Genomic DNA, 22,300 nt, shown 5'->3' with positions numbered 1-22,300 from the left:
AAAAGCTTCGGATGGCTGTTCAGCGGTTTCTCGCAGCAGACGCGCTCTCTGTTTCAGGTGCCGGAGGACATCAAGTCCCGGCTGTGCGACGTTCTGGAAAAGCGCTACAAGACGAGCCTCGTCTATATGGGGGAACCGCCAGCCTATCGCGACGAACGCAGCCTGCTCGCCGAAGACGCCGTGCACTTCCTGCGGTTCGTCAGGAACAGCGTCGTACCGGTCACGGCGGAGGGCGTCATGTACAAGAGGCAGATTTCCCAAGCGCTGGATCAGCTCGCTGTAGTCGAGCAGTTGCCGACGCAGGCGGGATGGCGCTTCGGATACGGCCGTCATTTCCGGGATTATCCCGATCGTTTCTCTCTATTGTACGACTTCGTCTACTACGACGGGCTTGTCTCGGAGAACGGGGACGGCCACTTGACGCTTACGCCGGCAGGAATCGACGCGGCCAGCGGGCTGGTCAAGCCCGACCCGGCCAAAATGTATCGTTTCTGGATGAGGCTGTACAAAGGGCCGATCCCGAATTTGACTTCGTTGGTGCAATGGATCGCAAGATTGTCCGCGGAGTGGGTCACGGTCGAGTCGCTGCGGGAAGTGCTGCAGCCGCTTATCCGTCCCTACTATTACGATACGGCGGCAGATATTTTCGAACGTCGGATTTTGCGAATGCTGATGCATCTCGGCGTGCTGCGTTGGGGCGAGACGGAGCTCGGCCTCCAGGTCGTCAAGGCGACGCCGCAAGGAAGAGCGCTCGTATCCGGGCATCCGCTGGCTTTCGAGGATACGCTGAAGTTGGAAGAAGAAGCGAACAAGCAATAGAACAGGTAGGCAAAGGTACATTGATCGGCAGGGGGGCTATCGTCTTGAACGGGGCAGGCATCGGTGAATATGCTTTAGTGGGAGCCGATGCGCTCGTAGCCGAACAACCGGAGGTGCAACGAATGGACAACATGAAAGTCGCCTATGAGACGATGCTGGGATTGGCGGCAGAAATGGTCCTGGACGAAGCGCTGCGCAATTACCGGACGGAGAAAATCTACACTGCAATCGATGACGCGCTTGCGCAAGGTGACGTAGAATCGTTTCGGCGTTTGACCGACGAATTGAAGGCTATCCAAGGGTAGCGCGGCGATTCTTCGGACGCGTCGAATAAAATCTGAACAGTCGTGACGACCCGGCCCGGCGACGGCCGGGTTTTTGCCGTTTGCGTCCGATCCGGCGCGAACCGGACTTCCTTTGTCCGGCGTTTTGGAGTACGATGGAAGACGATAGCAAGATGGAGAGGAGCGTAGGGAGCGGATGAAATTCAGCGAGATCGATCCGCGGAGCTGGCCCGAACTGCAGCCTTATCTGGATACGTGCGTGCTGCCCTTGTCCGGTTTGAGCGGCGAGGAATCGCCTGCGGAAGCGACGGACAAAGTCGCCCGGGCGGGAGAATGGCTGTCGCCTGTAGAGGAAGCGTTCCGCGGCCGAACGGTGACGATGCCGGCCTGCCACTACGGAACGGGGGGCACGGAGTTCGTCCGGAAGATTAACGAGCTGATCTCGGCTTGGAAAAAGGGAGGCTTCCGTTACGTCGTTCTGGTCGGCGGGCAGCCGATGGAGCTGCCGGGAGTCGAAGCGGATCTATACATACGTCCGGCAGCCGGCGAGGACGAGCCCGACGCGGAGGCGATCGTCAAATCCGTGACGGATTTGTGGCAGGGACGAACGAAGGCGACGAACTGACGCATGCGGAAAAACGGCGGAGAAACGAATAGGTTGGCAACATAGGGTAAACAATAGTCAGGCACGCCCCCGCGAGGAAATGTGACAAATTGAGAACATTTTGGTTCCGTAACTCTCGCTTGCGCGGGGAAACTCCCGCCACTATTCTTGACGCTCCATAGCGCGTGGGCTATTATAGTTATGTCCTTGTGAACAAAATGGAAAGTCCGTATCGGACGCGAGATTGGTGTGGCAAAGGGGGTAGAACGAATGGACCACAATAAGCAGCAAGAAACCGCGCACAAACCAGTCAAGCGCAAAGAGATGTCGAGACGTCAGTTTCTGTCGTACACGCTTGGCGGAGCGGGAGCCTTCATGGCCGGCGGAGCCATTTTACCAATGATCCGCTTTGCCGTAGATCCTATATTACAGAAGAAAGAATCCGGCGGATTCGTCAAAGTTATCGAAGAAAGCAAAGTGACGAACGAACCGACCGAGGTGAAGTTCAAGATTCACCAGGTGGACGGCTGGTACGAGAGCGACCCTAAGCTTGCCGCATGGATCGCCAAAGGCGAAGACGGCAAGATTTATGCGTTGTCGCCGGTGTGCAAGCACTTGGGATGCATGGTGAGCTGGGGAAGCGGTGAGTCGCCGAACGAGTATCATTGCCCCTGCCACGGAGCGCAATACACGAAGGACGGCAAAAACCTGAAGGTAGCGCCTAAGCCGCTCGACGAATACGAAGTCAAAACGGAAAACGGCTGGGTATATCTCGGACCGATTGCACCGAATAGTCGCGTTTAGAAGGAGGGCGTTTCGTCCCATGTTCAAAAACATGTACAACTGGATCGACGAGCGTCTTGATATTACGCCGATGTGGAGAGACATCGCCGACCACGAAGTGCCTGAGCACGTCAACCCGGCGCATCACTTCTCCGCGTTCGTTTATTGCTTCGGCGGATTGACGTTCTTCATCACCGTCATCCAGATCCTCTCGGGGATGTTCTTGACGATGTATTACGTCCCAGACATCATTAACGCGTATTACAGCGTTGACTACCTGCAGCATCAAGTCGCCTTCGGCGCGATCGTGCGGGGGATGCACCACTGGGGAGCAAGTCTTGTTATCGTAATGATGTTCCTACATACTCTTCGCGTTTTCTTCACGGGCTCATACAAAGCGCCTCGCGAGATGAACTGGGTAGTCGGAATGTTGATTTTCTTCGTCATGCTCGGCCTTGGTTTCACGGGCTACCTGCTTCCGTGGGATAACAAAGCTTACTACGCGACGAAGGTTGGTCTGGAAATCGCCGGATCGGTGCCTTTCTTAGGGGAGTACATTAAGGAGCTCATGAACGGTGGAACGATCGTCGGCGCCCAGACGCTGACCCGATTCTTCGCGATCCACGTGTTCTTCCTTCCTGGCGCGCTGCTCGCATTGCTTGCCGGACACTTCTTTATGATTCGAAAACAGGGCATTTCCGGGCCGCTGTAAGAGAGGGGAGTGACAAGCGATGGCACATAAACATGATCCAAACGAGAAAGTCGTATTCATCGGGGATTCGCGTATTCGGAAACGGGATTATTCGAACGTAAAGCCACCCGATTATACGGCATATCCGGGCAAATCCGAGGCCTTCATTCCGAACTTCCTATTGAAAGAATGGATGGTCGGAGTCGTCGTGCTCGTCGGGTTTCTGACGCTCGTCATTGCCCACCCGGCTCCGCTCGGATATCCGGCGGACCCGCTGAACAGCTCGTTCATTCCGATGCCGGACTGGTACTTCCTGTTCCTGTATCAATTGCTGAAATACCCGTACGCTTCGGGCGACTACATCGTGCTCGGAATTCTCGGTCTGTCCGGCATTCCGTTCATCGCCCTGCTGCTCGCTCCGTTCCTGGATACGGGCAAGGAGCGCCGCTTCTACCGCCGTCCGATCGCGTCTTCGTTGATGATCGTATCGCTGGTTGCGGTTGCCTATTTGACTTGGGTGTCCTGGGACCACTACACGCACGAACTGGAAGCGAACGGACAAATTCCGGAGCATATCGAGCGCAAGATCAAGGCGGAGGAATCCGTCAACGCCGGCAAGGAACGCTGGGTGCCGGGCAAGGAGAAAATTCCGGCGATGGTGGCCGCGGACGATCCTGCCTTCACCGAAGTGATGACGCAAGCACAATGTATCGCTTGCCACGGCGCGGAGCTTGAAGGCGCTAGCGGCCCTGCGCTGCGCGGCATCGGCGACGTGCTGAGCAAGGAAGAGTTGGTCGACATCATCGCCAACGGCGCAGGCAACGGCGCTATGCCGGCCTTCCAAGGCGACCTGTCCGACGAACAGATCGATCAAGTCGCGACTTGGCTCGCTCAACAAAAAGCGGAGTAATCGACTCGCGCATCAAACCTGACCTTAACCGGTCAGGTTTTTTTATAACAGAATCCGGAAAGGACGTGCGCCGATGGTTTGGGCGAGATGGCTGCTGTCCCGGAACGTGCTCCTTCATCCCGCGATTTTCTGGCTAACGATGATGATCTACGTTCCCGGCACGATTTACGGGTATTATTGGTACAAAGGTCAATTGATCGAAACCTGGAACGAGCATCCCCATTGGCAGCTTCCGTTCGTACCGGACAGCCCTACGGCCTCTCTGTTTTTCGCGCTGGCGCTGCTGTGGCTGCGGTTTAAGCCGGAGCGTTCGTCCCGTCCCTGGGTGAACGGGGTTCGCGGCATCGTGGAGACGCTGGGCGTCGTTACCTCGGTCAAATACGGCATATGGGCGACGGCGATCATTCTCGCGGGACAAGCTCAGGGAGACGTCCTGTACTGGGATCACTGGATGCTGATTATCGGCCATACCGCGATGGCGATCATGGCGCTGCTGTACGCGCGGTTCTTCACCTTCGGCGGCATGGCGCTGCTGGCGGCCGCCGCGTGGACGTTCCTGAACGATACGGTGGATTACACGTTCGGGGTGTATCCGTATTTGCCTTCGCAGCTGGACGACGACGTGCCCTACGTCGCCGCGTTTACGATCGCTTTGACGGCGCTCAGCGTGCTTGCCGCCGGCGTCGCCAAGTTTGCGTTCCTTCGCCGTCCGCCTTCCGCGGACAAGTCGTTCTAATCGCGGACATCCTCTCATATCCATTGGGGTAGGAGGGGATGTCCGTGTTTTTATTTCGATCGATCTGTTTGGCGGCCGCGGTCGCCATCGGACTGTTCGCGGCCGGAAGCTCTGCCGCTGCCGCCGCAGGCGAGAACGCTCCGCAATCTCCGGCCGCCTCTGTCTCCGGACAAGCTTACAAGAAGTTTCTGACCTCGGCCGAGAGGTTGTACGAATCCGTCAACAGAGGCAATCTCGAAGCCGCCGTCAAGCGGCTGAACGATATCGAACTGCAATTGAGAAGCTTGCCGATGCAGACGATCGCCACGGCGGAGGGCATTCGCGCGCTGGCTCACGACGTGGCCGAGCTGAAGCGAACCGTCGCGGCCGTTAAGCCGGACGAGGAGAAGTGGAAGAGCGGAGCGGCTTCTTTAAGATTGGCCGCGGACGCGCTGGCCCATCCGGACAAGCCGATCTGGCACCGCTACCGCACCGTTCTGCAAGAGGACATCAACAAGCTTGCTGCGGGGTTGAATAAAGGAGTGGGCCCGAAAGGCGAACCCGATGCGTCCGTTCACGTCGCTTTCGGACAGCTGACGGAGCATTACGGGCTCATTCGGACGGCGGCGCTGCTGCGCGCGGAACCGTGGAAGATCGAACGGATCGATTTCGTGCTCCGTTACGCCGGCCGCGTCTACGAAGCGGACTCTCCGAGGCCGGAGCTCGTTCAGGGAACGCTGCAGCCGATTCGGGATGCGTTCGGGGAGCTGTTCCCGGTTGGAGCCGCAGCGTCCGAGACGATCGTTCCTCCGCTCGGAGCCGTGCCTCCTTCCTGGGGATGGTCCGCAATGATGGGGACGTTCATCGTAACGATTCTGACATGGGCGGGCTGGAAGAGGTACAAATACGAGGAAGCGATCGGCGGCAATCCAAGCGCTTTCCGCAGAGAGGAGCGGCAGGACGCCGCGGAGAAGCTGCTTCGCAGCTGGCGTAAGAAAAAGTAGCGCGTTCGCGTAAGAACTTCTCCGGCTTCATTCGTTGCGGAATCCTTCGCCGAGCACGTCGTGCACATCGCTTATGACGATAAAAGCCCTCCGGTCATGCTGACGGACGAGGCTTTTTAGTTTGCCGATTTCGAACCGTCCGACGACGCAGTAGATGACCGTCTTGTTTTCCCCAGAGAATGCTCCGACCGCGGGCATCAGCGTCACGCCCCGATCCAGCACGCGCGTAATGCGCTGGGCGAGCTGCTCCGGGTCGCTGCTCAAAATCGTGAACGCCTTGGCCGCGTAGGCGCCTTCTTGAATGTAATCGATAATTCTGGAGGCGATGAATACGCTGACGATCGTGTACAGCACTTTCTCCTTCGGAATGAACAGCAGCGAGACGCCCAGAATAATGACGTCCAGCGACAAAATGATCTGCCCCATGCTCCAGCCGCGCATCCGGTGAAGGATGCGGGCGACGATGTCGACGCCCCCGGTCGTGCCTCCAGCGCGGAAGACGAGACCGAGCCCCATGCCCAGCGTAACCCCGGCGTACAGCACGACGAGAATGAAATCGTGCTCGGATCGGAACGGGACGAGCCAGCCCCACTCGACAAGCCGCTCCATCACCCACAGAAACACCGACAGCAGCACCGTTCCGGCGAACGTATACACCATCGCGCCCTTCCCGAGCTGCCGCCATCCCAAGGCGAACAGCGGCAGGTTGATTACCAGGGACGTAATCGACACGGGCCAGTTAAGCGCATAGTTGAGCAGCACGGCAACGCCGGTTACGCCGCCTTCCATCAGCAGATTCGGAATAATGAAGAACTGCAGGCCGAAGGCGTACAGCGCCGTTCCGGCGATCAGAAGCCCCCATGTATTGAGCGTATGCCAGAAACCGGGTCGATTCATCGGACGATTCCTCCAAAATTGCATTTGTTTTCGAATTCGTCTTACGATAACATAGGATAGAAACCATCATGAAAGGAAATCGGAGATGGGAGAATCCCGCATTGTCGACGTAACGCTGCAAGAGCGCACCTTGGCGGATATGCAGCGCGAAGTGGACGCTTACATTTCGCAATTCAAGGAAGGCTACTTTTCGCCGCTCGCGATGCTGGCCCGCATGACCGAGGAAGTCGGAGAGCTGGCTCGAGAGGTGAATCACAGCTTCGGGGAAAAGCCGAAAAAACGGGACGAAGCCGACAATTCCATCGAGCTTGAGCTGGGCGACATTTTATTTCTCGTCATCTGCTTCGCGAACGCGCTCGGCATCGATATGACGGAGGCGCACCGCAAGGTCATGGAGAAATTCAATACGCGGGACGCGGACCGTTGGACGAAGAAGCACACGGATAACGGCTGATTCTCATATGCTGTACTATCCTCGGATCGGAAGGAGGATGGTCGGCATGAACGGGGATGCGTGTATCCGCTTGGCGTACGACGCCATTTTTCAAGGCGATTTCGAGGCGGCCGTCCACTGGTTCGGGCAAGCGCTCGAGCTGGAGCCGGACAACGCCGAATACTATTTCCGGGCTTCGATCACCTGCGCGAGAAGCGGCAAGGCCAACCAGGCGATGACCTACGCGCACAAAGCGGTGGAGCTGAATCCCGATGACCGCTCCTATCGGCTGCATCTGAAAATGCTGCAAGCGAGAGAGCGGTTCGCGGAGGCGCGGCAGCTGCTCTCGCAAGCCGAGCCTGACGTTGGCCGCAGCGTCTTTCTTCTGCAGGAAGCCGTGCAGCTCGACCCGTTATTGGCCCAGGCGCGGCTGCTGCTCGGAATCGCCTATCGGGCTCAAGGAGAGTACCGTCAAGCGCTCGAATCGCTGCGGGACGCCCTGCAGCTCGATCCTGGCCTCGAAGAGGCCAGAAGATTGCTCCGCGAGACTCGCGCCGAGAGGCGCCGCCTTCTTAAAGTGAGAGTTCAAAAAGTCCGCTTTTCAGCACCGAGAAGGTTGGATGAAGACCGGGAATGAGGAACGGAGCGTAGTCAAACCTACGTGAGTACCGGAAGAACCGGCTGAATTCAAGATTCGATGTCGAATCCGCTTCCCGAGAGACTTCGTGATCAAAAGCGGACTTTTTGAACAACCTCCAACAACACTATTCCCATTATCACTCGAAAAGGAACAGGTGATTCTTATGTCGCAGAAAATTACCGTAGCCGTAGCGGGAGCCGGCGGCCGCATGGGCCGCGAAGTCGTCAAAATGGTGCTCGAAGATCCGGAGCTGGCGCTCGTCGCCGCGATCGACACGTCGGCCGGACCCGTTGATGCCGGTACGCTCGTCGGCAAGCCCGATACCGGCGTCTTCGTGTCCGCCGTCCTTGCGGACGCTTTGGCCGCCTGCCGCCCGGACGTGCTCGTGGACTTCACGAATCCGAAGTCCGCGATGCCCAATACCGAGACGGCGCTGGCGTACGGAGTTCGTCCCGTCGTCGGAACGACGGGGTTCACCCCCGAGCAGATCGCCGAATTGGACAAGCAATGCAAGGACAAAGGCATCGGCGGATTGATCGCTCCGAACTTCTCGATCGGCGCCATTCTGATGATGAAGTTTTCGGCGATGGCCGCCAAATATTTTCCCCATGTGGAAATTATCGAGTACCACGGCGACCAGAAGCTGGACGCTCCTTCGGGAACGTCGATCAAGACGGCCGAATGGATCTCCGAGGCGCGTCAAGAGCTGCGTCAGGGCAATCCGAACGAGGAAGAAGTGATCGAGGGGGCCAGAGGCGGCTACTACAACGGGTTCCGCATACATAGCGTAAGACTTCCGGGCGTGTTCGCCCAGCAGGAAGTCGTCTTCGGGGCGTTCGGCCAGACGCTGAAGATCCGCCACGATTCCTACGATCGCGCGGGTTACATGCCAGGCGTGAACACGGCGATCAAGAAGATCATGAACGTCACCGGAATGGTGTACGGCTTCGAGCATTTCTTGGATTAACGACAGGCATACGGAAAAGCGATTCCCCTCAGGAGAGGAGACAGAAGTCAATGATCGATATCGCGTTAATCGCGCATGACCGCAAAAAAGAGGAAATGGTCAACTTCGCCATTGCCTACGAACACGTGCTTAAGCCTCACAAACTTTACGCGACCGGAACGACGGGGACCCGCATTATGGAGAACACGTCCTTGAACGTGCACCGGTTCATGTCCGGCCCCCTCGGCGGGGATCAGCAGATCGGGGCGCTCGTTGCCGAGAACAAGATGGATCTCATTCTCTTCTTCCGCGATCCGCTGATGGCGCAGCCCCATGAGCCGGACATTATCGCCTTGCTGCGGCTGTGCGACGTGCAGGGCATACCGGTGGCGACCAACGTCGCGACGGGCGAGCTGTTGATCAAAGCGCTTGAGCGCGGGGATTTCGCTTGGCGCGAGCTCGTACATAAATACAAACCGGGACTGGAAGGGTAACCGATCATGAGTCGCGAACTACCCGATGCATTGGACATGCTCGTCTTCGCCGCTCACCCCGACGACGCGGAGATCGGCATGGGCGGCACGATCGCCAAGCATGCGCAGGCGGGGCTGGCCGTCGGCATCGTCGACTTGACGTACGCCGAGATGTCGTCCAACGGGAGCGTCGAGACGCGCCAGCGCGAGGCGGAGCAGGCCAGCGAGACGCTGGGCCTTGCTGCGAGAGAAAACCTGGGCTTGCCGGACCGCGGTCTGGCGGGACATCCCGAGCAGATCGCCGCGATGGTCGCCGTCATTCGCAAATACCGGCCGAGAATCGTGTTCGCGCCGTATTTTATCGATCGTCATCCCGATCATATCGCCTGCAGCCGGATGGCGGAGGAAGCGGTATTCAACGCCAAGCTGAGGAAGGTTGCGCCGGAACTGCCGGCGTGGACGGTCGAACAGCTTTATTTCTACTTCATTAACGACGCGCACGTTCCGCAGCTGCTGATCGACATCAGCGACGTTCAGGAAACGAAGATGGCCGCCTTGCGCGCCTACCGTTCGCAGTTCGCGCCCGAAGGCAGCGAGGCGGATTGGGTGGAGACGCCGCTTACGGGCGCCTACTTGGACAATATCGTCGCAAGGGACAGGCTGCTCGGCCAGCCGCGAAAGCTGCAATACGCAGAAGGCTTTATCGCCAAAGGACCGATCGCGCTCGAGCGCTTCTAACGGCGATGGTTAGGGGAATAGTATAAAAAATGACGACCGGTAGCGCTCGGCTCGCCGAAACCGCTGCCGGCCGATTGGCGTTCGGACTGGGAGGCATGAGGATCGACATGAATCGACCGCTCAAAATCGGAATCACTTGCTACCCTTCTCTCGGGGGCTCCGGAGTCGTAGCGACGGAGCTCGGAAAGCTTCTGGCGGAGAAAGGGCACGAAATCCACTTTATTACGCACAGCATGCCGTTTCGTCTCGGCAAGTTTCATCGCAACATTTTCTATCATGAGGTAGAAGTGTCGGATTACTACGTATTTCGGTATCCCCCTTACGATCTGTCGCTCGCGAGCAAGATGAACCAAGTCGCCCGTCTTCAGAATCTCGACCTGCTCCATGTCCATTACGCGGTGCCGCACGCGATCTGCGCCATTCTGGCGAAGCAGATGGCCGGAGACGATCTGAAGGTCGTCACGACGCTGCACGGAACGGATATTACCGTGCTGGCTCAGGACGAGTCGCTCAAGGACATTATCCGGCTAGGCATCCGCAAGAGCGATGCCGTCACCGCGGTCAGCCGCGACTTGATTCGGGAGACGCGCGAGCTGCTGGACATCCGCGAGCCGATCGACCTGACCTACAATTTCGTGGACAAGAGAGTCTATTATCCGCGCGAATGCAGAGATTTGCGTCGGGATTACGCGGAGCCGCACGAGAAAGTGCTCATGCACATTTCCAACTTCCGGCCGGTCAAGCGCACGGCGGATGTCGTCGACATTTTCGCCAAGGTGCAGGCCGTTACGCCCGCTAAGCTCGTGCTCGTCGGGGAAGGGCCGGATCTGCCGCGCATCCAGACGAAAATCAACGCGATGGGATTGTCGCATCGCGTTCATTTCTTAGGGAAGCAGGACGACGTCGCGCAGGTGATCTCCATCGCCGATCTGATGCTGCTCCCTTCGGAGAAGGAAAGCTTCGGCCTCGTCGCGCTGGAGGCGATGGCTTGCGGCGTGCCGACGATCGGCTCGATCGCCGGAGGCATTCCGGAGCTGGTGGAGCACGGACGGACCGGCTTCCTGTCCCCGATCGGGGACACGGACGAGATGTCCGCCAACGCATTGAAGCTGCTGACGGACGAGAAGCTGTACGCGGATTTCCGGGAAGCCTGCCTGCAGCGGGCGCATCACGTGTTCTGCAACGAGCTGATCACGGCGCAATACGAGGAGATCTATTACCGGGTGCTCGGAATGCCGATCGACGTTCCGGTTCCCGCCTGCAAAGTATAAGAAAGAAGAGAAGCGATATGGAATCCGAGATGGATATGCAAGAGAATGACCGCAAGCTGTGGGAGGACGGCCTCGCCCTCGTTCGCACGTTGGAGAGCGCCGGCTACCGCGCGTATTTGGTCGGCGGCTGCGTCAGGGACAGATGGCTCGGACGGCCGCTGAACGATATCGACATCGCCACCTCGGCCAAACCGGAGGCGGTGATGGAGCTGTTCGGGCGAACGCTGCCGACCGGACTCCGGCACGGAACGGTGACGGTGATGGAAGGCGGCCGTCCGTTCGAGGTGACGACGTTCCGCCGGGAGTCCGGCTATTCGGACGGCCGGAGGCCGGACGAAGTGGCGTTCGTCGACGACTTGAACGAGGATCTCGCGCGGCGCGACTTTACGTTTAACGCGATGGCGTTCTCCTCGGAAGGAGAGCTGATCGACCCTTACGGCGGACAGGACGCGCTGCGTGCCGGCGTCGTCGATTGCGTCGGGGATGCGGCCGAGCGCTTCGGGGAGGACGCGCTGCGCATGGTGCGGGCGATCCGATTCGCCGCCGAGCTCGGGTTCGACATTTTGCCGGACGTTTGGGACGGCATCGTCGGGCAGAGGAGAAGGCTGAAGCAAGTAGCCGTCGAGCGGATCGGCGCGGAGTGGGACAAAATGATGGGCGGAAGCGGTCCGGAGCAGGCGATGCATTACCTGTTCAAGAGCGGCTTGCTCGCCTACGTGAAGGAGCCGCTGCCGGAAGCGTTCGCGCAGGCGGCCGAGCAATACCGGCTGAACGGCTCGCCCCGGGAATGGGATCCCTGGGGGGCCTCGGCGTCCGATGAAGCGACGCTGGGCTCCCTGCTGGCTCTGCCTGCCCTGCTGGAGACGGATAGACGGTGGGCGGCGCTGCTGGCCGGCCTGCACGTCGGCGCGGAGGACGCGTCCGCGCTGCTTCGCACGCTGCGGATCGGCGGGCATAGAGCGGCCAGGATCGCGTCGGCAGCCGGAGTGTTCGAGCGGCTTGCCGGCTGCGAAGAGGCAGAGCTCAGGAGCGTCTGGATCGAGGCGGTGCTCGCTTGCGGCCGTCCGGCCGCCGAAGACGCGCTTGCGATTCGGGAAGCTGGCGGCGAGCCGTGCGAAGAGCTGAGTGAGTGGCTCGAAGCGATGCCGATCGCAACCGTGGCGGAGCTGGACGTGAAAGGGGACGAGCTGGCGGCCTATTTGGCCCGGACGCCCGGCCCCTGGATCGCCGAGACGCTGCGCAAGCTGCTGGCGGAGACGGCTTCGGGCCGGCTGCCTAACGAGAAGTTCGCGCTCTTGTCCGCCGCCAAGCAGACGAGAGCGCCAGAGCGGGAGGGACGCGGATGAGCAAGGCAAATCTATTGAGTCTGCTGGAGGAGCGGGAAGGCCAGTACGTCTCCGGAGAAGAAATCAGCCGCGCGCTGAACGTAAGCCGCACCGCCGTCTGGAAGCAGGTTCGCAAGCTGGAGGCGGACGGTTACCGGATCGAAGCGGTGCCCCGGCTCGGCTACCGGCTGACCGCCAAGCCGTCTCGCCTGACGCTTCAAGAGCTGCTCCCGAAGCTGCAGACGACTTCGTTCGGCCGCCGCTTGACTTTGCTGGACGTGACCGATTCGACGCAGAACGAGCTGCGGAAGCTGGCGGAGCAGGGAGTCGCGGAAGGCACGCTGGTCATCGCGGAGCAGCAGACGAGCGGACGGGGGCGCATGGGGCGCAGCTGGGTGTCCCCTTTCGGCAAAGGCATCTGGATGAGCCTGCTGCTGCGGCCTCCGGTGTCGCTGCCGCTGACGCCGCAGCTGACGCTGCTGGCGGCCGTCGCGCTGAGCCGGGCGATCTCGCAGCAGCTTCCGGAGCTGGACATCGGCATCAAATGGCCGAACGACCTGCTCGTCGGCGGCAAGAAGATCAGCGGCATTTTGCTGGAGTCGGCGGCGGAAGACGAGCGGTTGAATTACGTCGTCGTGGGACTCGGCATCTCCGCGAACCTCGAAGCGGGAGATTATCCCGAAGAACTGCTGGACAAAGCGATCTCGCTGAAGATGGCTTCGGGAGAGTCTGTGGATCGAAGCGCGCTGATCGCTTCCGTGCTGGAGCAGTTCGAGCAGCTGTACAAGCTGTACCTCGAGCAGGGCTTCGCGCCGATTCGCACGCTGTGGGAGGCGCGCTCGGTGACGCTGGGCAAGCGGACCGAGCTGTACACGCCGCAAGGGAAGGTCGTTGGCGTTCCGCTGGGGCTGGACGAGATGGGCGGCCTTCGCGTCGAACTGGAGGACGGCTCTCTGCGCACGGTTTATTCGGCAGAAGTCGGCGCCTCCGGCTAAAGCCGTCTTTTTCCGAAGCCGGCGATTGGCGAATTGTGGGAGAACGATCATAGACGAAAGGCGCGGATTCTGTTATAATCGCTGTGCGAGGTGGTATCGCATTGACGGCGAACCGCACTTGCTAATAACGGAAGTATGAAACGGATCGAATGCAGCAACAGTAACTCCATACCGTCACAGATTCGCGGCGGATTCTGCTCTGAGCCGAAAGGACCGAGACAGAAGGACGTGAAGGACGTTCTATGTTGAATGGGAACCCTTTTTTGCTCATGGGCAAAATGGGTTTTTTTGCTGTTTGTCATCCGACTTCCTAGGAGGAACTCCCATGAAACAAGCGTTGACCGTACCGCGCCTGAAGACGATGAAAAACCAAGGAAAACCGATTGCGATGGTGACCGCTTACGATTATCCGTCGGCGATGCTGTCGGAGGAGGCCGGAGTCGATCTTATTCTTGTCGGAGACTCGCTGGGCAATGTGGTGCTGGGCTACGAGACAACCGTTCCCGTCACGCTTGATGATATGATCTACCATACCCGTTCCGTCGTCAGGGGCGCTCCCGGAACGATGATCGTGACCGATATGCCGTTCGCCACTTACCGGCTCGGTCCCGAAGCGACGCTGCGCAACGCCGCCAGAATCATGCAGGAGGGCGGCGCGCAGGCGGTCAAGCTCGAAGGCGGAGTGGAGCTCGCCGCGGAAGTTCGCCTGCTGACGTCGGCCGGCATTCCCGTGCTGGGCCATCTCGGCCTGACCCCGCAATCGGTTCACCAGATCGGGGGCTACAAGGTGCAGGGCAAGAGCAGCGAAGAGGCGGAGAAGCTGCTGCAGGACGCCAAGGCGCTGGAGCAGGCGGGAGCGTTCGGCATCGTGCTGGAGCTCGTGCCGGAGGAATTGGCCGCGGCGGTGACGCATTCGGTCGGCATTCCGACGATCGGCATCGGAGCGGGCCGGGGATGCGACGGGCAAGTGCTCGTCTATCACGACCTGATCCGCTACGGCTCGGGCATCCGCGACAAAAAAATGGTGAAAAGCTACGCGAACGTCGGAGATACGATCCGCGACGCGATCGCGCAATACGTAGACGAAGTGAAAACGAAAGCTTTCCCGGAAGAGAAGCACGCTTTTACATTGCAGCAGTCCGCCGATCCCGCCCAGAGCGTAACGGGCAAGCTGTACGGAGGAGAGCGCCAATGACATCCAAGCCGACGATCGTTCGCACCGTTGCCGAGCTGAGGAAGCGGATCGCTTCCTTCCGCCGCTCCCGGCCGATCGAAGAGGCAGCCGTCGGCTTCGTGCCGACGATGGGCTACCTGCACGAAGGCCACGCCAGCTTGCTTCGCCGCTCGGTTCAGGACAACGGCTTGACCGTGCTCAGTATCTTCGTTAATCCGATCCAGTTCGGTCCGAACGAGGATTTGGACAAATATCCCCGCGATGAGGAGAAGGATGTCGCACTTGCCGCTTCCTGCGGCGTCGATCTCGTCTTCCTCCCGACCGTGCAGGAGATGTACCCGCAGCGGCGCGTGACGACCGTCATGGTCTCCGAGGTGACGGACGGGCTGTGCGGAGCGAGCCGTCCGGGTCATTTCGACGGAGTGGCGACGGTCGTCGCCAAGCTGCTGAACATCGTCCAGCCGGACCGCGCGTACTTCGGATTGAAGGACGCCCAGCAGGTCGCCGTCGTGACCCGAATGGCGCAGGACTTGAATATTCCGACCGAAATCGTGTCTTGCCCGACCGTGAGGGAGGAAGACGGATTGGCGCTCAGCTCCAGGAACGTCTACTTGAACGCGGAGGAGCGGGAGCAGGCGCTGTCGCTGTCGCGTTCGCTCTCCAGAGTGGCGGAATGGATCGGCGAAGGGGTGGACGCTCCCGAGCTGTCCGAGCTGCTTAAACGGGAAATCAGGCGCTCGCCGCTGGCGAAAGTCGAATACGCCGAAGCGCTGACGTATCCCGACTTGCTGCCGCCGGAGCCGGGAACGCCGCTAAGGAGCATCGACGGTTCCGTGCTCGTCGCGCTCGCCGTCCGGTTCGGAACGACCCGCCTGATCGACAATCGGCTGTTAAATCCCAAGGAAGTAGGTGTTCACGCATGTTTCGCCAAATGATGAAAGCGAAAATTCATCGCGCGACGGTAACGGAAGCCAATCTGAATTACGTAGGCAGCGTAACCATCGACCAGGATTTGATGGAGCTCGTGGATATATTGCCCGACGAGAAAGTTCAGATCGTTAACAACAACAACGGAGCGCGGTTCGAGACGTACGCCATTCCGGGGCCGCGCGGCTCGGGCGTCATCTGCCTGAACGGAGCGGCGGCCAGACTCGTCCAGCCGGGCGATCAGGTCATCATCATCAACTACGGGCTGTTCTCGGACGAAGAAGCTCGCCGCCATCATCCGCGAGTCGCCATTATGGACGAAGGCAACCGAGTTGTCAAATTGTTGGCGGAGGAGCCGCATTCGACCGTTTTGTAACGCGTATGAAACACCCCCTCGGAACGCAGAATGAGCAGTACAGTATCACTTTGCGATCAAGGGGGGAACGAACATGATCCAGCAATGGTTCGCGACGATGAACGACGTGCTCGACGACCTCATCTTACGTTATCCGCAAGCTTCCGACGAAGAAAAAATCGCTTGCCGGCAACAATGGGACATGCTCAAAACGCTAAGTGATGATATTATTGAGTTATGGCTTCAATTCGAGGATAAAATGGGCTGCTTTCGCGATCTCCAGCAGCAGCAGCCCGAGCTCGTCGCCGAGGAACCGCAGAGAATGCTCGGTTCGTTCGTCAAGGGTCAAGGCTACTTCAAACTGCAGATGTTCAAGCAAGCGTCTGAGCAGCTGGAGCAGGCAATCGTTTCTTATCCGGATTTTCTGTGCGCCCGGTTGTTTCTGGCCATGTCGCTCATGCATCTCAAGAACTGGAGCGAAGCCCAGAGGCATTTCCAACTGATCGCGGCGATTACCGATGAGAAGAGACTCCAGGCGATCGCCTACAACGCGCTCGGATGCATCCAGGCGATATACGCTCATCTCGACAAGGCGCAGTCGTATTTTCACAAGGCGCTGGAAGCCGATCCCGGCTTTGCCGATCCGAAGCTTAATCTGCAATCGGTCGTTCAAGGCAACAATCAAATTCAATTGCAATTCGGCAGCGCGGAGCTGCAATCGCTCGTGCAGGCGTGACGGAAAGGAAGTCTGGAATGAAATTTGCCGTGCTCGATTTTGAAACGACGGGCATGTCGTCCGATAAAGATGAAATTATCCAAACGGGACTCGCGTTCATCGACGAAGCGGGTACCGTTTGTTCCACGTATGCAAGCTTCGTGCGGCCTTCCAAACCGATCCCCCAGGAGATTACCCGCCTTACCGGCATTGCGGACGCCGACGTGGCGGACGCGCCCGAGCTCGAGGATATGCTGAGCGACATCGTTCCTTTGCTTCAAGACGTCGTACTCGTCGGACATAACGTGGGCTTCGACGCCCACTTCCTGCAGGCCGCCCTTGATCGGAGCGGCTATTTGCCGTTCTCGGGACGGATGATCGATACGGTCGACCTGGCCCGCATCGCGTTTCCGACGCAATCTTCGTTCTCCTTGACGTCGCTGACGCACGCGCTCGGCATTGCCCACGACCGCCCGCATCAAGCGGACAGCGACGCCGTCGCCACCGCGGAGCTGTTCCTGCTGTGCCGGGACAAGCTGAGAACGCTGCCGATGTTTACGCTTCAGCGCTTGCAGGCGATGTTCGATTCCGATCGGCACGACCTCGGCTGGCTGATCGCCGACGCGCTCGCCTGGCGGGAGACTCAGCCGCCGTTGGCGGAGGACGGAATTCATCATTTCCGCCAGTTCGCGATGAACGTCGGGGATTGGAGCGACGAGCAGCCTTCCTTGCGCGAGGAGGACTCTTCCGCTGCCGGCGCTTGGCCGGACATGGATTTCGAAGGTTACCTGGAAGCGGTTCGCAACAACTTGCAAACGATTTTTCCCGGCTACGAATCGCGGGAAGGCCAGGAGATTATGTTTCGCGAAGTGAACGAGGCGCTTCAGGAAGACTCGCATCTGCTCGTCGAAGCGGGAACCGGCACCGGCAAGTCGCTCGGTTATTTGCTTCCCGCTCTCTATTATGGGCGGAAAGAGGACAAAAAAATCGTCGTCAGCACCCATACGATCCAGCTTCAGGAGCAGCTTCGAGAGAGGGATCTGCCGCTGCTTCAGCAGGTGCTTCCGATGTCGTTCAAGGCGTCGGTATTCAAAGGCAGAAGCAACTATTTATGCCTTCGCAAGTTCGAGAGCCGCCAGCAAGTTCCCGAGCACGCGCTCGGCAAGGACGAGGCCGTCGCTCGGGCCGGCATGACCGTCTGGCTGGGAGAGACGACCAGCGGCGAGTCGGAGGAGCTGAACGTCGGCGGCCGGGGCCGCGAGGAATGGGCGGCCGTCGCCAGCGACGCGGCTTCCTGCCTGAATCGGGCCTGCCCGTGGTTCAGGCGCTGCTTCTATCATCGGGCGAGGAACGAAGCGGGCAAGGCGGATTTGATCATTACGAACCACGCGCTGCTGTTCACCGATATGAGAGCCGAGCATCGCTTGCTGCCCGCCTACGATCGGCTGATCGTAGATGAGGCGCACCATCTGGAGGAAGTGGCGAGCAGCCATCTGGGGCAGAAGACGTCCTACTCCTCCTTGATCATTCCGCTTCAGCGGCTGTGGAAGGATGCCCGCACCGGCCTGCTGCCGCAGCTTCTCAGTTCCGTGTCGGCGATGGCTTCGGACTATGCGGGGGCATGGACGGAGAAGCTGGAGCTGCTGCTGCCCAAAGCGGCGGAAATCCGCGAAGCCTGGGAGCGCTGGATGGAAGCGCTGTTCGCGATGCTCGCCGCTAATGCGGCGGCCGACGAAGCCGGCAACTTAACGCTGAGAATCAAGCCGTCCGAGCTTCCTTCGCAATGGGAGGCGCTTAGCGTGGACGGCAACAACGTCATCCAGCTGCTGTCGGACTTGATTCGTCCGCTGGAGAAGCTGACGGTCGACATACGCGAGGAGTCGGACGAACTGGGCATGCAAGGCTTGCTCACCGACCTCGGGGGCGTGCTGAAGGATCTGTCCAACATTCGCTCCGACACGCAGTCGTTCGTCACGCTGGGCCGCCCTGAGTTCGTCTATTGGGCGGAGGGGCATACGCAATACCGCAATCGTTCCGTCAGCGTCTACGGAGCTCCCGCGGACGTCAGCGAGTTGCTTAAGGAAGGCATGTTCGACAAGAAAGCGAGCGTCGTCATGACTTCGGCGACGCTGACGATCGACAAGTCGTTCAAATACGTGACCGATCAGCTCGGCTTGATCGACGCGGAGAAGAAAGGCCGTCTCAAAACGGCGATGCTGCCGTCTCCGTTCCGTTACCGGGAGCAGGCGCTCGTGCTGATTCCGCGGGATTTTCCGGCGATCAAGGGCAGGGACGGAGAGGCGGCTTTCGTCAAGGCGCTGATCGGTTCGCTGCACGAAACGGCGCTGACGGTGGGCGGCAGAATGCTTGTGCTGTTCACGTCTTACCGGATGCTGAGGCACGTCTACGGCCCGCTCAAGGACAGTCTGGAGCAGGCCGGCATTCAGGTGCTCGGCCAAGGGGTGGACGACGGCAGCCGAAGCCGGCTGACGCAGCAGTTCATGAAGCAGCCCGCCTCGGTGCTGCTCGGCACGAGCAGCTTCTGGGAAGGCATCGACTTGCCCGGCGACGCGCTGACGTGTCTGGCGATCGTCAGACTGCCGTTCCAGCCGCCGAACCATCCGGTGGCGGAAGCGAAGTCGGAGAAGCTGCAGGCCGAGAACCAGAATCCGTTCATGAAGCTGTCGCTGCCGCAGGCGGTCATCAAGTTCAAGCAGGGGTTCGGCCGCCTCGTCCGCACGGCGAGCGACAAGGGCATCGTCATTTTGTACGATACGAGAGTGATCGACACGAATTACGGCAAATACTTTCTGTATTCGCTGCCGGGTCCGAAGATGGAGCATTTGCCGCTGGCCGGCATGACCTCCAGAATCCGGCAGTGGCTGCAGTCGGACGCGGACGAACAAGACAGATTATCCGCGACGCAAGAGAGAGGGGACATGCGATGAAGCCGATCAAAATTTCCGAAGCCGTCGTCAGGAGGCTGCCGATTTATTTGCGTTATTTGAACGAACTCAGTCTCAGCAACATACAGACCGTATCCTCTCAGGACTTGGGGGAGAAGCTGGACCTCAATCCGGCGCAAATCCGCAAGGATCTGGCTTATTTCGGAGAATTCGGCCGCAAAGGAGTCGGCTACAACGTCGATTACCTGATCGAGAAGATCCGGCAAATTTTGAAATTGGACAAAACGATGAACGTCGCCCTGGTCGGAACGGGGAACCTGGGGCGCGCTTTGTGCAATTATAATATGTATATCAAGGACAATATGAAGATCGTGGCCGTGTTCGACGCCGACATGAGCAAGGCCGGCACCTCGATCAATCACCTCAAGGTGCAGCCGATGCAGGATTTGACCGAGACGGTTCGCCAGCTGGATATCGCGGTCGGAATCATCACAGTTCCCGCGGGGGAAGCGCAGAACGTGGCCGACCGGTTCGTCGCGGCGGGCATTCGCGGCTTGCTTAATTTCGCCCCCGTCGTGCTGAAGGCCGCGCCCGGCGTGCGCATTCACAACGCCGATTTTACCGCCGAGCTGCTTAGCTTGGCCTATTACATGGACGATCAGAACGAGGAAGAGTCGGAAGGGGACGAGGAACAATGACCCGGTTGTTAATCAAACAAGGCACGTTCGTGACGATCGACGAACAATTGCCGGTATTTCAAGGCTGGCTTGCCGTAGAGGACGGCAAAATCGCCGCGCTCGGCGAGGGAGAAGCTCCGCGGGAGGAGATCGATTCGGCGACCGAGACGCTGGACGGCAAGGGACTGCTGTTCATGCCGGGACTCGTGAATACGCATGGGCACGCGGCGATGTCGCTGCTGCGCGGAATGGCCGACGACCTCGTTCTGCAGGATTGGCTGCAAAACCATATGTGGCCGACCGAGGCGAAGTTTACGGCAGACGACGTGATCTGGGGCTCGGCGCTGGCCGCGGCGGAAATGATCAAGAGCGGAACGACGACGTTCGTCGACATGTACGACCAGATGCACCGCGTCGCGGAAGTGGTGGAGACGTCCGGACTGAGGGCCAGCCTGACGCGCGGCGTCATCGGCCTGTGCCCGGAGGACGTGCAGAAGGCGAAGCTGGAGGACGCGATCCGCTTCGCGCGCGATTGGCACGGCGGGGCGAACGGACGGATTAACGTGATGATCTCGCCGCATGCGCCGTACACCTGTCCTCCGGATTATATTGTGAAGTTCGTGGAAGCGGCGCACGAGCTGGATTTGCCGATGCATACGCATATGTCCGAGACGCTTGCGGAGGTCGAGCAGAACGTGCGCGATTACGGCTGCCGTCCGGTCGAGCATCTCGATCGTCTCGGCGTGTTCGGCAGGCCGACGCTGGTCGCTCACGCGGTCCATCTGAACGACGAGGAGATCGCCCTGCTGGCCGAACGGAAGGTTGCCGTATCGCATAACCCGATCAGCAATCTGAAGCTGGCGAGCGGCGTCGCCCGCGTGCCCGATCTGCTCAAGGCGGGCGTAACGGTGTCGCTGGGCACGGACGGCGCGGCCAGCAACAACAATCTCGACCTGTTCCAGGAGATGACGACCGCGGCGCTGTTGCACAAAGGCGTAAGCGGCGATCCTACGGTCGTTCCGGCCACGGAGGCGCTGCGGATGGCCACGCTGCACGGCGCCCGCTCGCTCGGGCTGGAGGGCGTTACCGGCCAACTGAAGGCCGGCCTTAAGGCGGATATCATCGCCGTCAATATCGCGCAGGCTCATTTCGTGCCGCGCACGGATTACGTGTCGCACCTCGTCTACTCGGCCAGAGGTTCGGACGTCGTCCACGTATGGGTCGACGGCAAGCCATTGCTGAGGGACGGCAAGCTGACGACGCTCGACGAGGAGAAAATCATGGCCGAGGCGGAGCGCTGTTACCGGGGGCTGCGGGCATGAGCATGAACCGGAACGAAGGCAAGCGGGCGCTTCCTTCCCTTACCCTCGGCCGGTGGCTCGTCATTATTGCCGGATTCGTCGTGTTCGTCGCCGTCTCGTTCGTGCTTTACGTGCGTTCGGCCGACGCGGATTACCGGCGCGCGGAGAACGAGGCGATCCGGATCGCCAAGCAGCAGGGGGAACTGGTCAAAGTGTTCGATGCCGTTCCCCATACCTGGCAGGAGACGGTGTGGATCGTGACCGGCGAAGACGCCGAAGGCGAGCGGTGGACGCTGTTCCAGCTTCCGAATGAAATCGTGCGCCGGAAAGCGAGCGAAAATTTGACCGAGGAGCAAATGCTGGCCAAGTTCGCGGCGGAACATCCCGGCGAACCGATCCGGATCATGCCGGCCTGGTTCAGCGGTCAGCCCGCGTGGGAAATCCGTTACTGGAACGAGAACAGCCAGGAGCATCAGTCGCTCGACTTCTACTCGTTCGTGGACGGATCGCGCATACGGACTTATGTACTGTCTTCCCAATAATCTTAACTATGGCAACGCCCTCGTTCCTGCGTCAAGGAATCGAGGGCGTTTTTGCTTGCGTTGCCAGACATCGTCTAACGATTCGTCTATCATTTCCTGATATACTGTTAGTTGTACTCGACAGGGCCGAGTTTCTCGTTTGACCTTATTTGACCAGTCCCGATCGCTACAGACA

General features: G+C 59.6%; 25 protein-coding genes and 1 pseudogene. 25 read left to right on the top strand and 1 reads right to left on the bottom strand.

The window, feature by feature from the left end:
- The 9 genes and pseudogenes from ACESLM_RS22155 to ACESLM_RS22115 form a co-directional block, all read left to right on the top strand.
- Positions 1-819: hypothetical protein (locus ACESLM_RS22155; RefSeq protein ID WP_372634397.1), on the top strand; the 819-nt coding region annotated here is incomplete at its 5' end.
- Positions 820-824: 5 nt separating this feature from the next.
- Positions 825-918, top strand: a pseudogene (locus ACESLM_RS22150) (gamma carbonic anhydrase family protein); the annotation flags it as partial.
- A 23-nt stretch (positions 919-941) separates the two neighbouring features.
- The gene (locus tag ACESLM_RS22145; protein ID WP_094042874.1) at positions 942-1,124 is read left to right on the top strand and encodes an IDEAL domain-containing protein; all 183 of its coding nucleotides are present in this window, start codon (positions 942-944) and stop codon (positions 1,122-1,124) included.
- Between the two features lie 175 nt (positions 1,125-1,299).
- Entirely contained in the window at positions 1,300-1,728 is a 429-nt protein-coding gene (locus ACESLM_RS22140) for a DUF2487 family protein (protein ID WP_372634394.1), read from the top strand.
- Between the two features lie 249 nt (positions 1,729-1,977).
- Positions 1,978-2,511: a Rieske (2Fe-2S) protein gene (locus tag ACESLM_RS22135; protein WP_372634392.1), complete on the top strand. Its 534-nt coding sequence runs from the start codon at positions 1,978-1,980 to the stop codon at positions 2,509-2,511.
- 19 nt (positions 2,512-2,530) lie between these two features.
- On the top strand, positions 2,531-3,202 hold the full coding sequence (gene qcrB, locus ACESLM_RS22130; RefSeq protein WP_094042727.1) for a menaquinol-cytochrome c reductase cytochrome b subunit: 672 nt from the start codon (positions 2,531-2,533) through the stop codon (positions 3,200-3,202).
- A gap of 19 nt (positions 3,203-3,221) precedes the next feature.
- Positions 3,222-4,091: a c-type cytochrome gene (locus ACESLM_RS22125; protein ID WP_372634390.1), complete on the top strand. Its 870-nt coding sequence runs from the start codon at positions 3,222-3,224 to the stop codon at positions 4,089-4,091.
- Between the two features lie 73 nt (positions 4,092-4,164).
- Positions 4,165-4,827, top strand: a complete 663-nt coding sequence (locus ACESLM_RS22120) for a DUF1405 domain-containing protein (RefSeq protein ID WP_372634388.1) — start codon at positions 4,165-4,167, stop codon at positions 4,825-4,827.
- Positions 4,828-4,871: 44 nt separating this feature from the next.
- Positions 4,872-5,810: a sporulation protein YpjB gene (locus ACESLM_RS22115; RefSeq protein ID WP_372634386.1), complete on the top strand. Its 939-nt coding sequence runs from the start codon at positions 4,872-4,874 to the stop codon at positions 5,808-5,810.
- 27 nt (positions 5,811-5,837) lie between these two features.
- On the opposite strand, the gene ACESLM_RS22110 is transcribed toward ACESLM_RS22115, so the two are convergent.
- Positions 5,838-6,707 carry a YitT family protein gene (locus ACESLM_RS22110; RefSeq protein WP_372634384.1) on the bottom strand — a complete coding sequence of 290 codons (870 nt, stop codon included), beginning with the start codon at positions 6,705-6,707 and terminating at the stop codon, positions 5,838-5,840.
- Positions 6,708-6,792: 85 nt separating this feature from the next.
- Here ACESLM_RS22110 and ACESLM_RS22105 point away from each other — a divergent pair, with 85 nt between their 5' ends.
- The 16 genes from ACESLM_RS22105 (at position 6,793) to ACESLM_RS22030 (ending at position 22,125) form a co-directional block, all read left to right on the top strand.
- The gene (locus tag ACESLM_RS22105) at positions 6,793-7,161 is read left to right on the top strand and encodes a nucleotide pyrophosphohydrolase (protein ID WP_094042722.1); all 369 of its coding nucleotides are present in this window, start codon (positions 6,793-6,795) and stop codon (positions 7,159-7,161) included.
- Positions 7,162-7,207: 46 nt separating this feature from the next.
- Positions 7,208-7,777, top strand: a complete 570-nt coding sequence (locus ACESLM_RS22100; protein ID WP_372634382.1) for a tetratricopeptide repeat protein — start codon at positions 7,208-7,210, stop codon at positions 7,775-7,777.
- Between the two features lie 166 nt (positions 7,778-7,943).
- A complete protein-coding gene (dapB, locus tag ACESLM_RS22095) occupies positions 7,944-8,747 on the top strand; it encodes a 4-hydroxy-tetrahydrodipicolinate reductase (RefSeq protein WP_372634379.1) in 804 nt (267 codons plus the stop codon).
- Between the two features lie 50 nt (positions 8,748-8,797).
- A complete protein-coding gene (locus ACESLM_RS22090; RefSeq protein ID WP_094042719.1) occupies positions 8,798-9,220 on the top strand; it encodes a methylglyoxal synthase in 423 nt (140 codons plus the stop codon).
- A 6-nt stretch (positions 9,221-9,226) separates the two neighbouring features.
- Positions 9,227-9,937 (top strand): bacillithiol biosynthesis deacetylase BshB1, encoded by a 711-nt coding sequence (bshB1, locus tag ACESLM_RS22085; RefSeq protein ID WP_372634376.1) that lies wholly within the window; start codon positions 9,227-9,229, stop codon positions 9,935-9,937.
- A gap of 107 nt (positions 9,938-10,044) precedes the next feature.
- Positions 10,045-11,208: an N-acetyl-alpha-D-glucosaminyl L-malate synthase BshA gene (gene bshA / locus ACESLM_RS22080; protein WP_372634402.1), complete on the top strand. Its 1,164-nt coding sequence runs from the start codon at positions 10,045-10,047 to the stop codon at positions 11,206-11,208.
- A 17-nt stretch (positions 11,209-11,225) separates the two neighbouring features.
- Positions 11,226-12,554 carry a CCA tRNA nucleotidyltransferase gene (locus ACESLM_RS22075; protein ID WP_372634374.1) on the top strand — a complete coding sequence of 443 codons (1,329 nt, stop codon included), beginning with the start codon at positions 11,226-11,228 and terminating at the stop codon, positions 12,552-12,554.
- On the top strand, positions 12,551-13,528 hold the full coding sequence (locus ACESLM_RS22070) for a biotin--[acetyl-CoA-carboxylase] ligase (RefSeq protein WP_372634371.1): 978 nt from the start codon (positions 12,551-12,553) through the stop codon (positions 13,526-13,528). Before ACESLM_RS22075 ends, ACESLM_RS22070 begins: the two co-directional genes overlap by 4 nt.
- A gap of 325 nt (positions 13,529-13,853) precedes the next feature.
- On the top strand, positions 13,854-14,723 hold the full coding sequence (panB, locus tag ACESLM_RS22065; RefSeq protein WP_372634368.1) for a 3-methyl-2-oxobutanoate hydroxymethyltransferase: 870 nt from the start codon (positions 13,854-13,856) through the stop codon (positions 14,721-14,723).
- Positions 14,720-15,637: a pantoate--beta-alanine ligase gene (gene panC, locus ACESLM_RS22060; RefSeq protein WP_372634365.1), complete on the top strand. Its 918-nt coding sequence runs from the start codon at positions 14,720-14,722 to the stop codon at positions 15,635-15,637. Before panB ends, panC begins: the two co-directional genes overlap by 4 nt.
- On the top strand, positions 15,622-16,005 hold the full coding sequence (panD, locus tag ACESLM_RS22055; RefSeq protein WP_094042713.1) for an aspartate 1-decarboxylase: 384 nt from the start codon (positions 15,622-15,624) through the stop codon (positions 16,003-16,005). Before panC ends, panD begins: the two co-directional genes overlap by 16 nt.
- A 73-nt stretch (positions 16,006-16,078) precedes the next feature.
- A complete protein-coding gene (locus tag ACESLM_RS22050) occupies positions 16,079-16,720 on the top strand; it encodes a hypothetical protein (RefSeq protein ID WP_372634363.1) in 642 nt (213 codons plus the stop codon).
- A 17-nt stretch (positions 16,721-16,737) separates the two neighbouring features.
- A complete protein-coding gene (gene dinG, locus ACESLM_RS22045) occupies positions 16,738-19,647 on the top strand; it encodes an ATP-dependent DNA helicase DinG (protein ID WP_372634361.1) in 2,910 nt (969 codons plus the stop codon).
- Positions 19,644-20,303 (top strand): redox-sensing transcriptional repressor Rex, encoded by a 660-nt coding sequence (locus ACESLM_RS22040; protein WP_372634359.1) that lies wholly within the window; start codon positions 19,644-19,646, stop codon positions 20,301-20,303. The genes dinG and ACESLM_RS22040 overlap by 4 nt, the downstream gene beginning before the upstream one ends.
- On the top strand, positions 20,300-21,604 hold the full coding sequence (locus ACESLM_RS22035) for an amidohydrolase (RefSeq protein WP_372634357.1): 1,305 nt from the start codon (positions 20,300-20,302) through the stop codon (positions 21,602-21,604). The genes ACESLM_RS22040 and ACESLM_RS22035 overlap by 4 nt, the downstream gene beginning before the upstream one ends.
- Positions 21,601-22,125: a cell wall elongation regulator TseB-like domain-containing protein gene (locus tag ACESLM_RS22030; protein ID WP_372634354.1), complete on the top strand. Its 525-nt coding sequence runs from the start codon at positions 21,601-21,603 to the stop codon at positions 22,123-22,125. Before ACESLM_RS22035 ends, ACESLM_RS22030 begins: the two co-directional genes overlap by 4 nt.
- Positions 22,126-22,300: the final 175 nt, after the last annotated feature.

The organism is Cohnella sp. (assembly GCF_041641335.1).
GTDB lineage: Bacteria > Bacillota > Bacilli > Paenibacillales > Paenibacillaceae > Cohnella.
Note: the sequence above shows the minus strand (reverse complement) of the source record. Positions and strands in the feature narration are given on the sequence as shown.

Excerpts from the sequence above, each read along its gene's own strand:
- ACESLM_RS22090 (WP_094042719.1), top strand. The coding sequence starts at position 8,798 with ATGATCGATATCGCGTTAATCGCGCATGACCGCAAAAAAGAGGAAATG.
- ACESLM_RS22145 (WP_094042874.1), top strand. The coding sequence starts at position 942 with ATGGACAACATGAAAGTCGCCTATGAGACGATGCTGGGATTGGCGGCA.
- ACESLM_RS22105 (WP_094042722.1), top strand. The coding sequence starts at position 6,793 with ATGGGAGAATCCCGCATTGTCGACGTAACGCTGCAAGAGCGCACCTTG.
- dapB (WP_372634379.1), top strand. The coding sequence starts at position 7,944 with ATGTCGCAGAAAATTACCGTAGCCGTAGCGGGAGCCGGCGGCCGCATG.
- ACESLM_RS22125 (WP_372634390.1), top strand. The coding sequence starts at position 3,222 with ATGGCACATAAACATGATCCAAACGAGAAAGTCGTATTCATCGGGGAT.
- ACESLM_RS22110 (WP_372634384.1), bottom strand. The coding sequence starts at position 6,707 with ATGAATCGACCCGGTTTCTGGCATACGCTCAATACATGGGGGCTTCTG.
- ACESLM_RS22140 (WP_372634394.1), top strand. The coding sequence starts at position 1,300 with ATGAAATTCAGCGAGATCGATCCGCGGAGCTGGCCCGAACTGCAGCCT.
- ACESLM_RS22135 (WP_372634392.1), top strand. The coding sequence starts at position 1,978 with ATGGACCACAATAAGCAGCAAGAAACCGCGCACAAACCAGTCAAGCGC.
- ACESLM_RS22070 (WP_372634371.1), top strand. The coding sequence starts at position 12,551 with ATGAGCAAGGCAAATCTATTGAGTCTGCTGGAGGAGCGGGAAGGCCAG.
- ACESLM_RS22035 (WP_372634357.1), top strand. The coding sequence starts at position 20,300 with ATGACCCGGTTGTTAATCAAACAAGGCACGTTCGTGACGATCGACGAA.
- bshB1 (WP_372634376.1), top strand. The coding sequence starts at position 9,227 with ATGAGTCGCGAACTACCCGATGCATTGGACATGCTCGTCTTCGCCGCT.
- panB (WP_372634368.1), top strand. The coding sequence starts at position 13,854 with ATGAAACAAGCGTTGACCGTACCGCGCCTGAAGACGATGAAAAACCAA.
- ACESLM_RS22040 (WP_372634359.1), top strand. The coding sequence starts at position 19,644 with ATGAAGCCGATCAAAATTTCCGAAGCCGTCGTCAGGAGGCTGCCGATT.
- panC (WP_372634365.1), top strand. The coding sequence starts at position 14,720 with ATGACATCCAAGCCGACGATCGTTCGCACCGTTGCCGAGCTGAGGAAG.
- ACESLM_RS22050 (WP_372634363.1), top strand. The coding sequence starts at position 16,079 with ATGATCCAGCAATGGTTCGCGACGATGAACGACGTGCTCGACGACCTC.
- dinG (WP_372634361.1), top strand. The coding sequence starts at position 16,738 with ATGAAATTTGCCGTGCTCGATTTTGAAACGACGGGCATGTCGTCCGAT.
- ACESLM_RS22120 (WP_372634388.1), top strand. The coding sequence starts at position 4,165 with ATGGTTTGGGCGAGATGGCTGCTGTCCCGGAACGTGCTCCTTCATCCC.
- ACESLM_RS22030 (WP_372634354.1), top strand. The coding sequence starts at position 21,601 with ATGAGCATGAACCGGAACGAAGGCAAGCGGGCGCTTCCTTCCCTTACC.
- qcrB (WP_094042727.1), top strand. The coding sequence starts at position 2,531 with ATGTTCAAAAACATGTACAACTGGATCGACGAGCGTCTTGATATTACG.
- ACESLM_RS22075 (WP_372634374.1), top strand. The coding sequence starts at position 11,226 with ATGGAATCCGAGATGGATATGCAAGAGAATGACCGCAAGCTGTGGGAG.
- ACESLM_RS22100 (WP_372634382.1), top strand. The coding sequence starts at position 7,208 with ATGAACGGGGATGCGTGTATCCGCTTGGCGTACGACGCCATTTTTCAA.
- panD (WP_094042713.1), top strand. The coding sequence starts at position 15,622 with ATGTTTCGCCAAATGATGAAAGCGAAAATTCATCGCGCGACGGTAACG.
- bshA (WP_372634402.1), top strand. The coding sequence starts at position 10,045 with ATGAATCGACCGCTCAAAATCGGAATCACTTGCTACCCTTCTCTCGGG.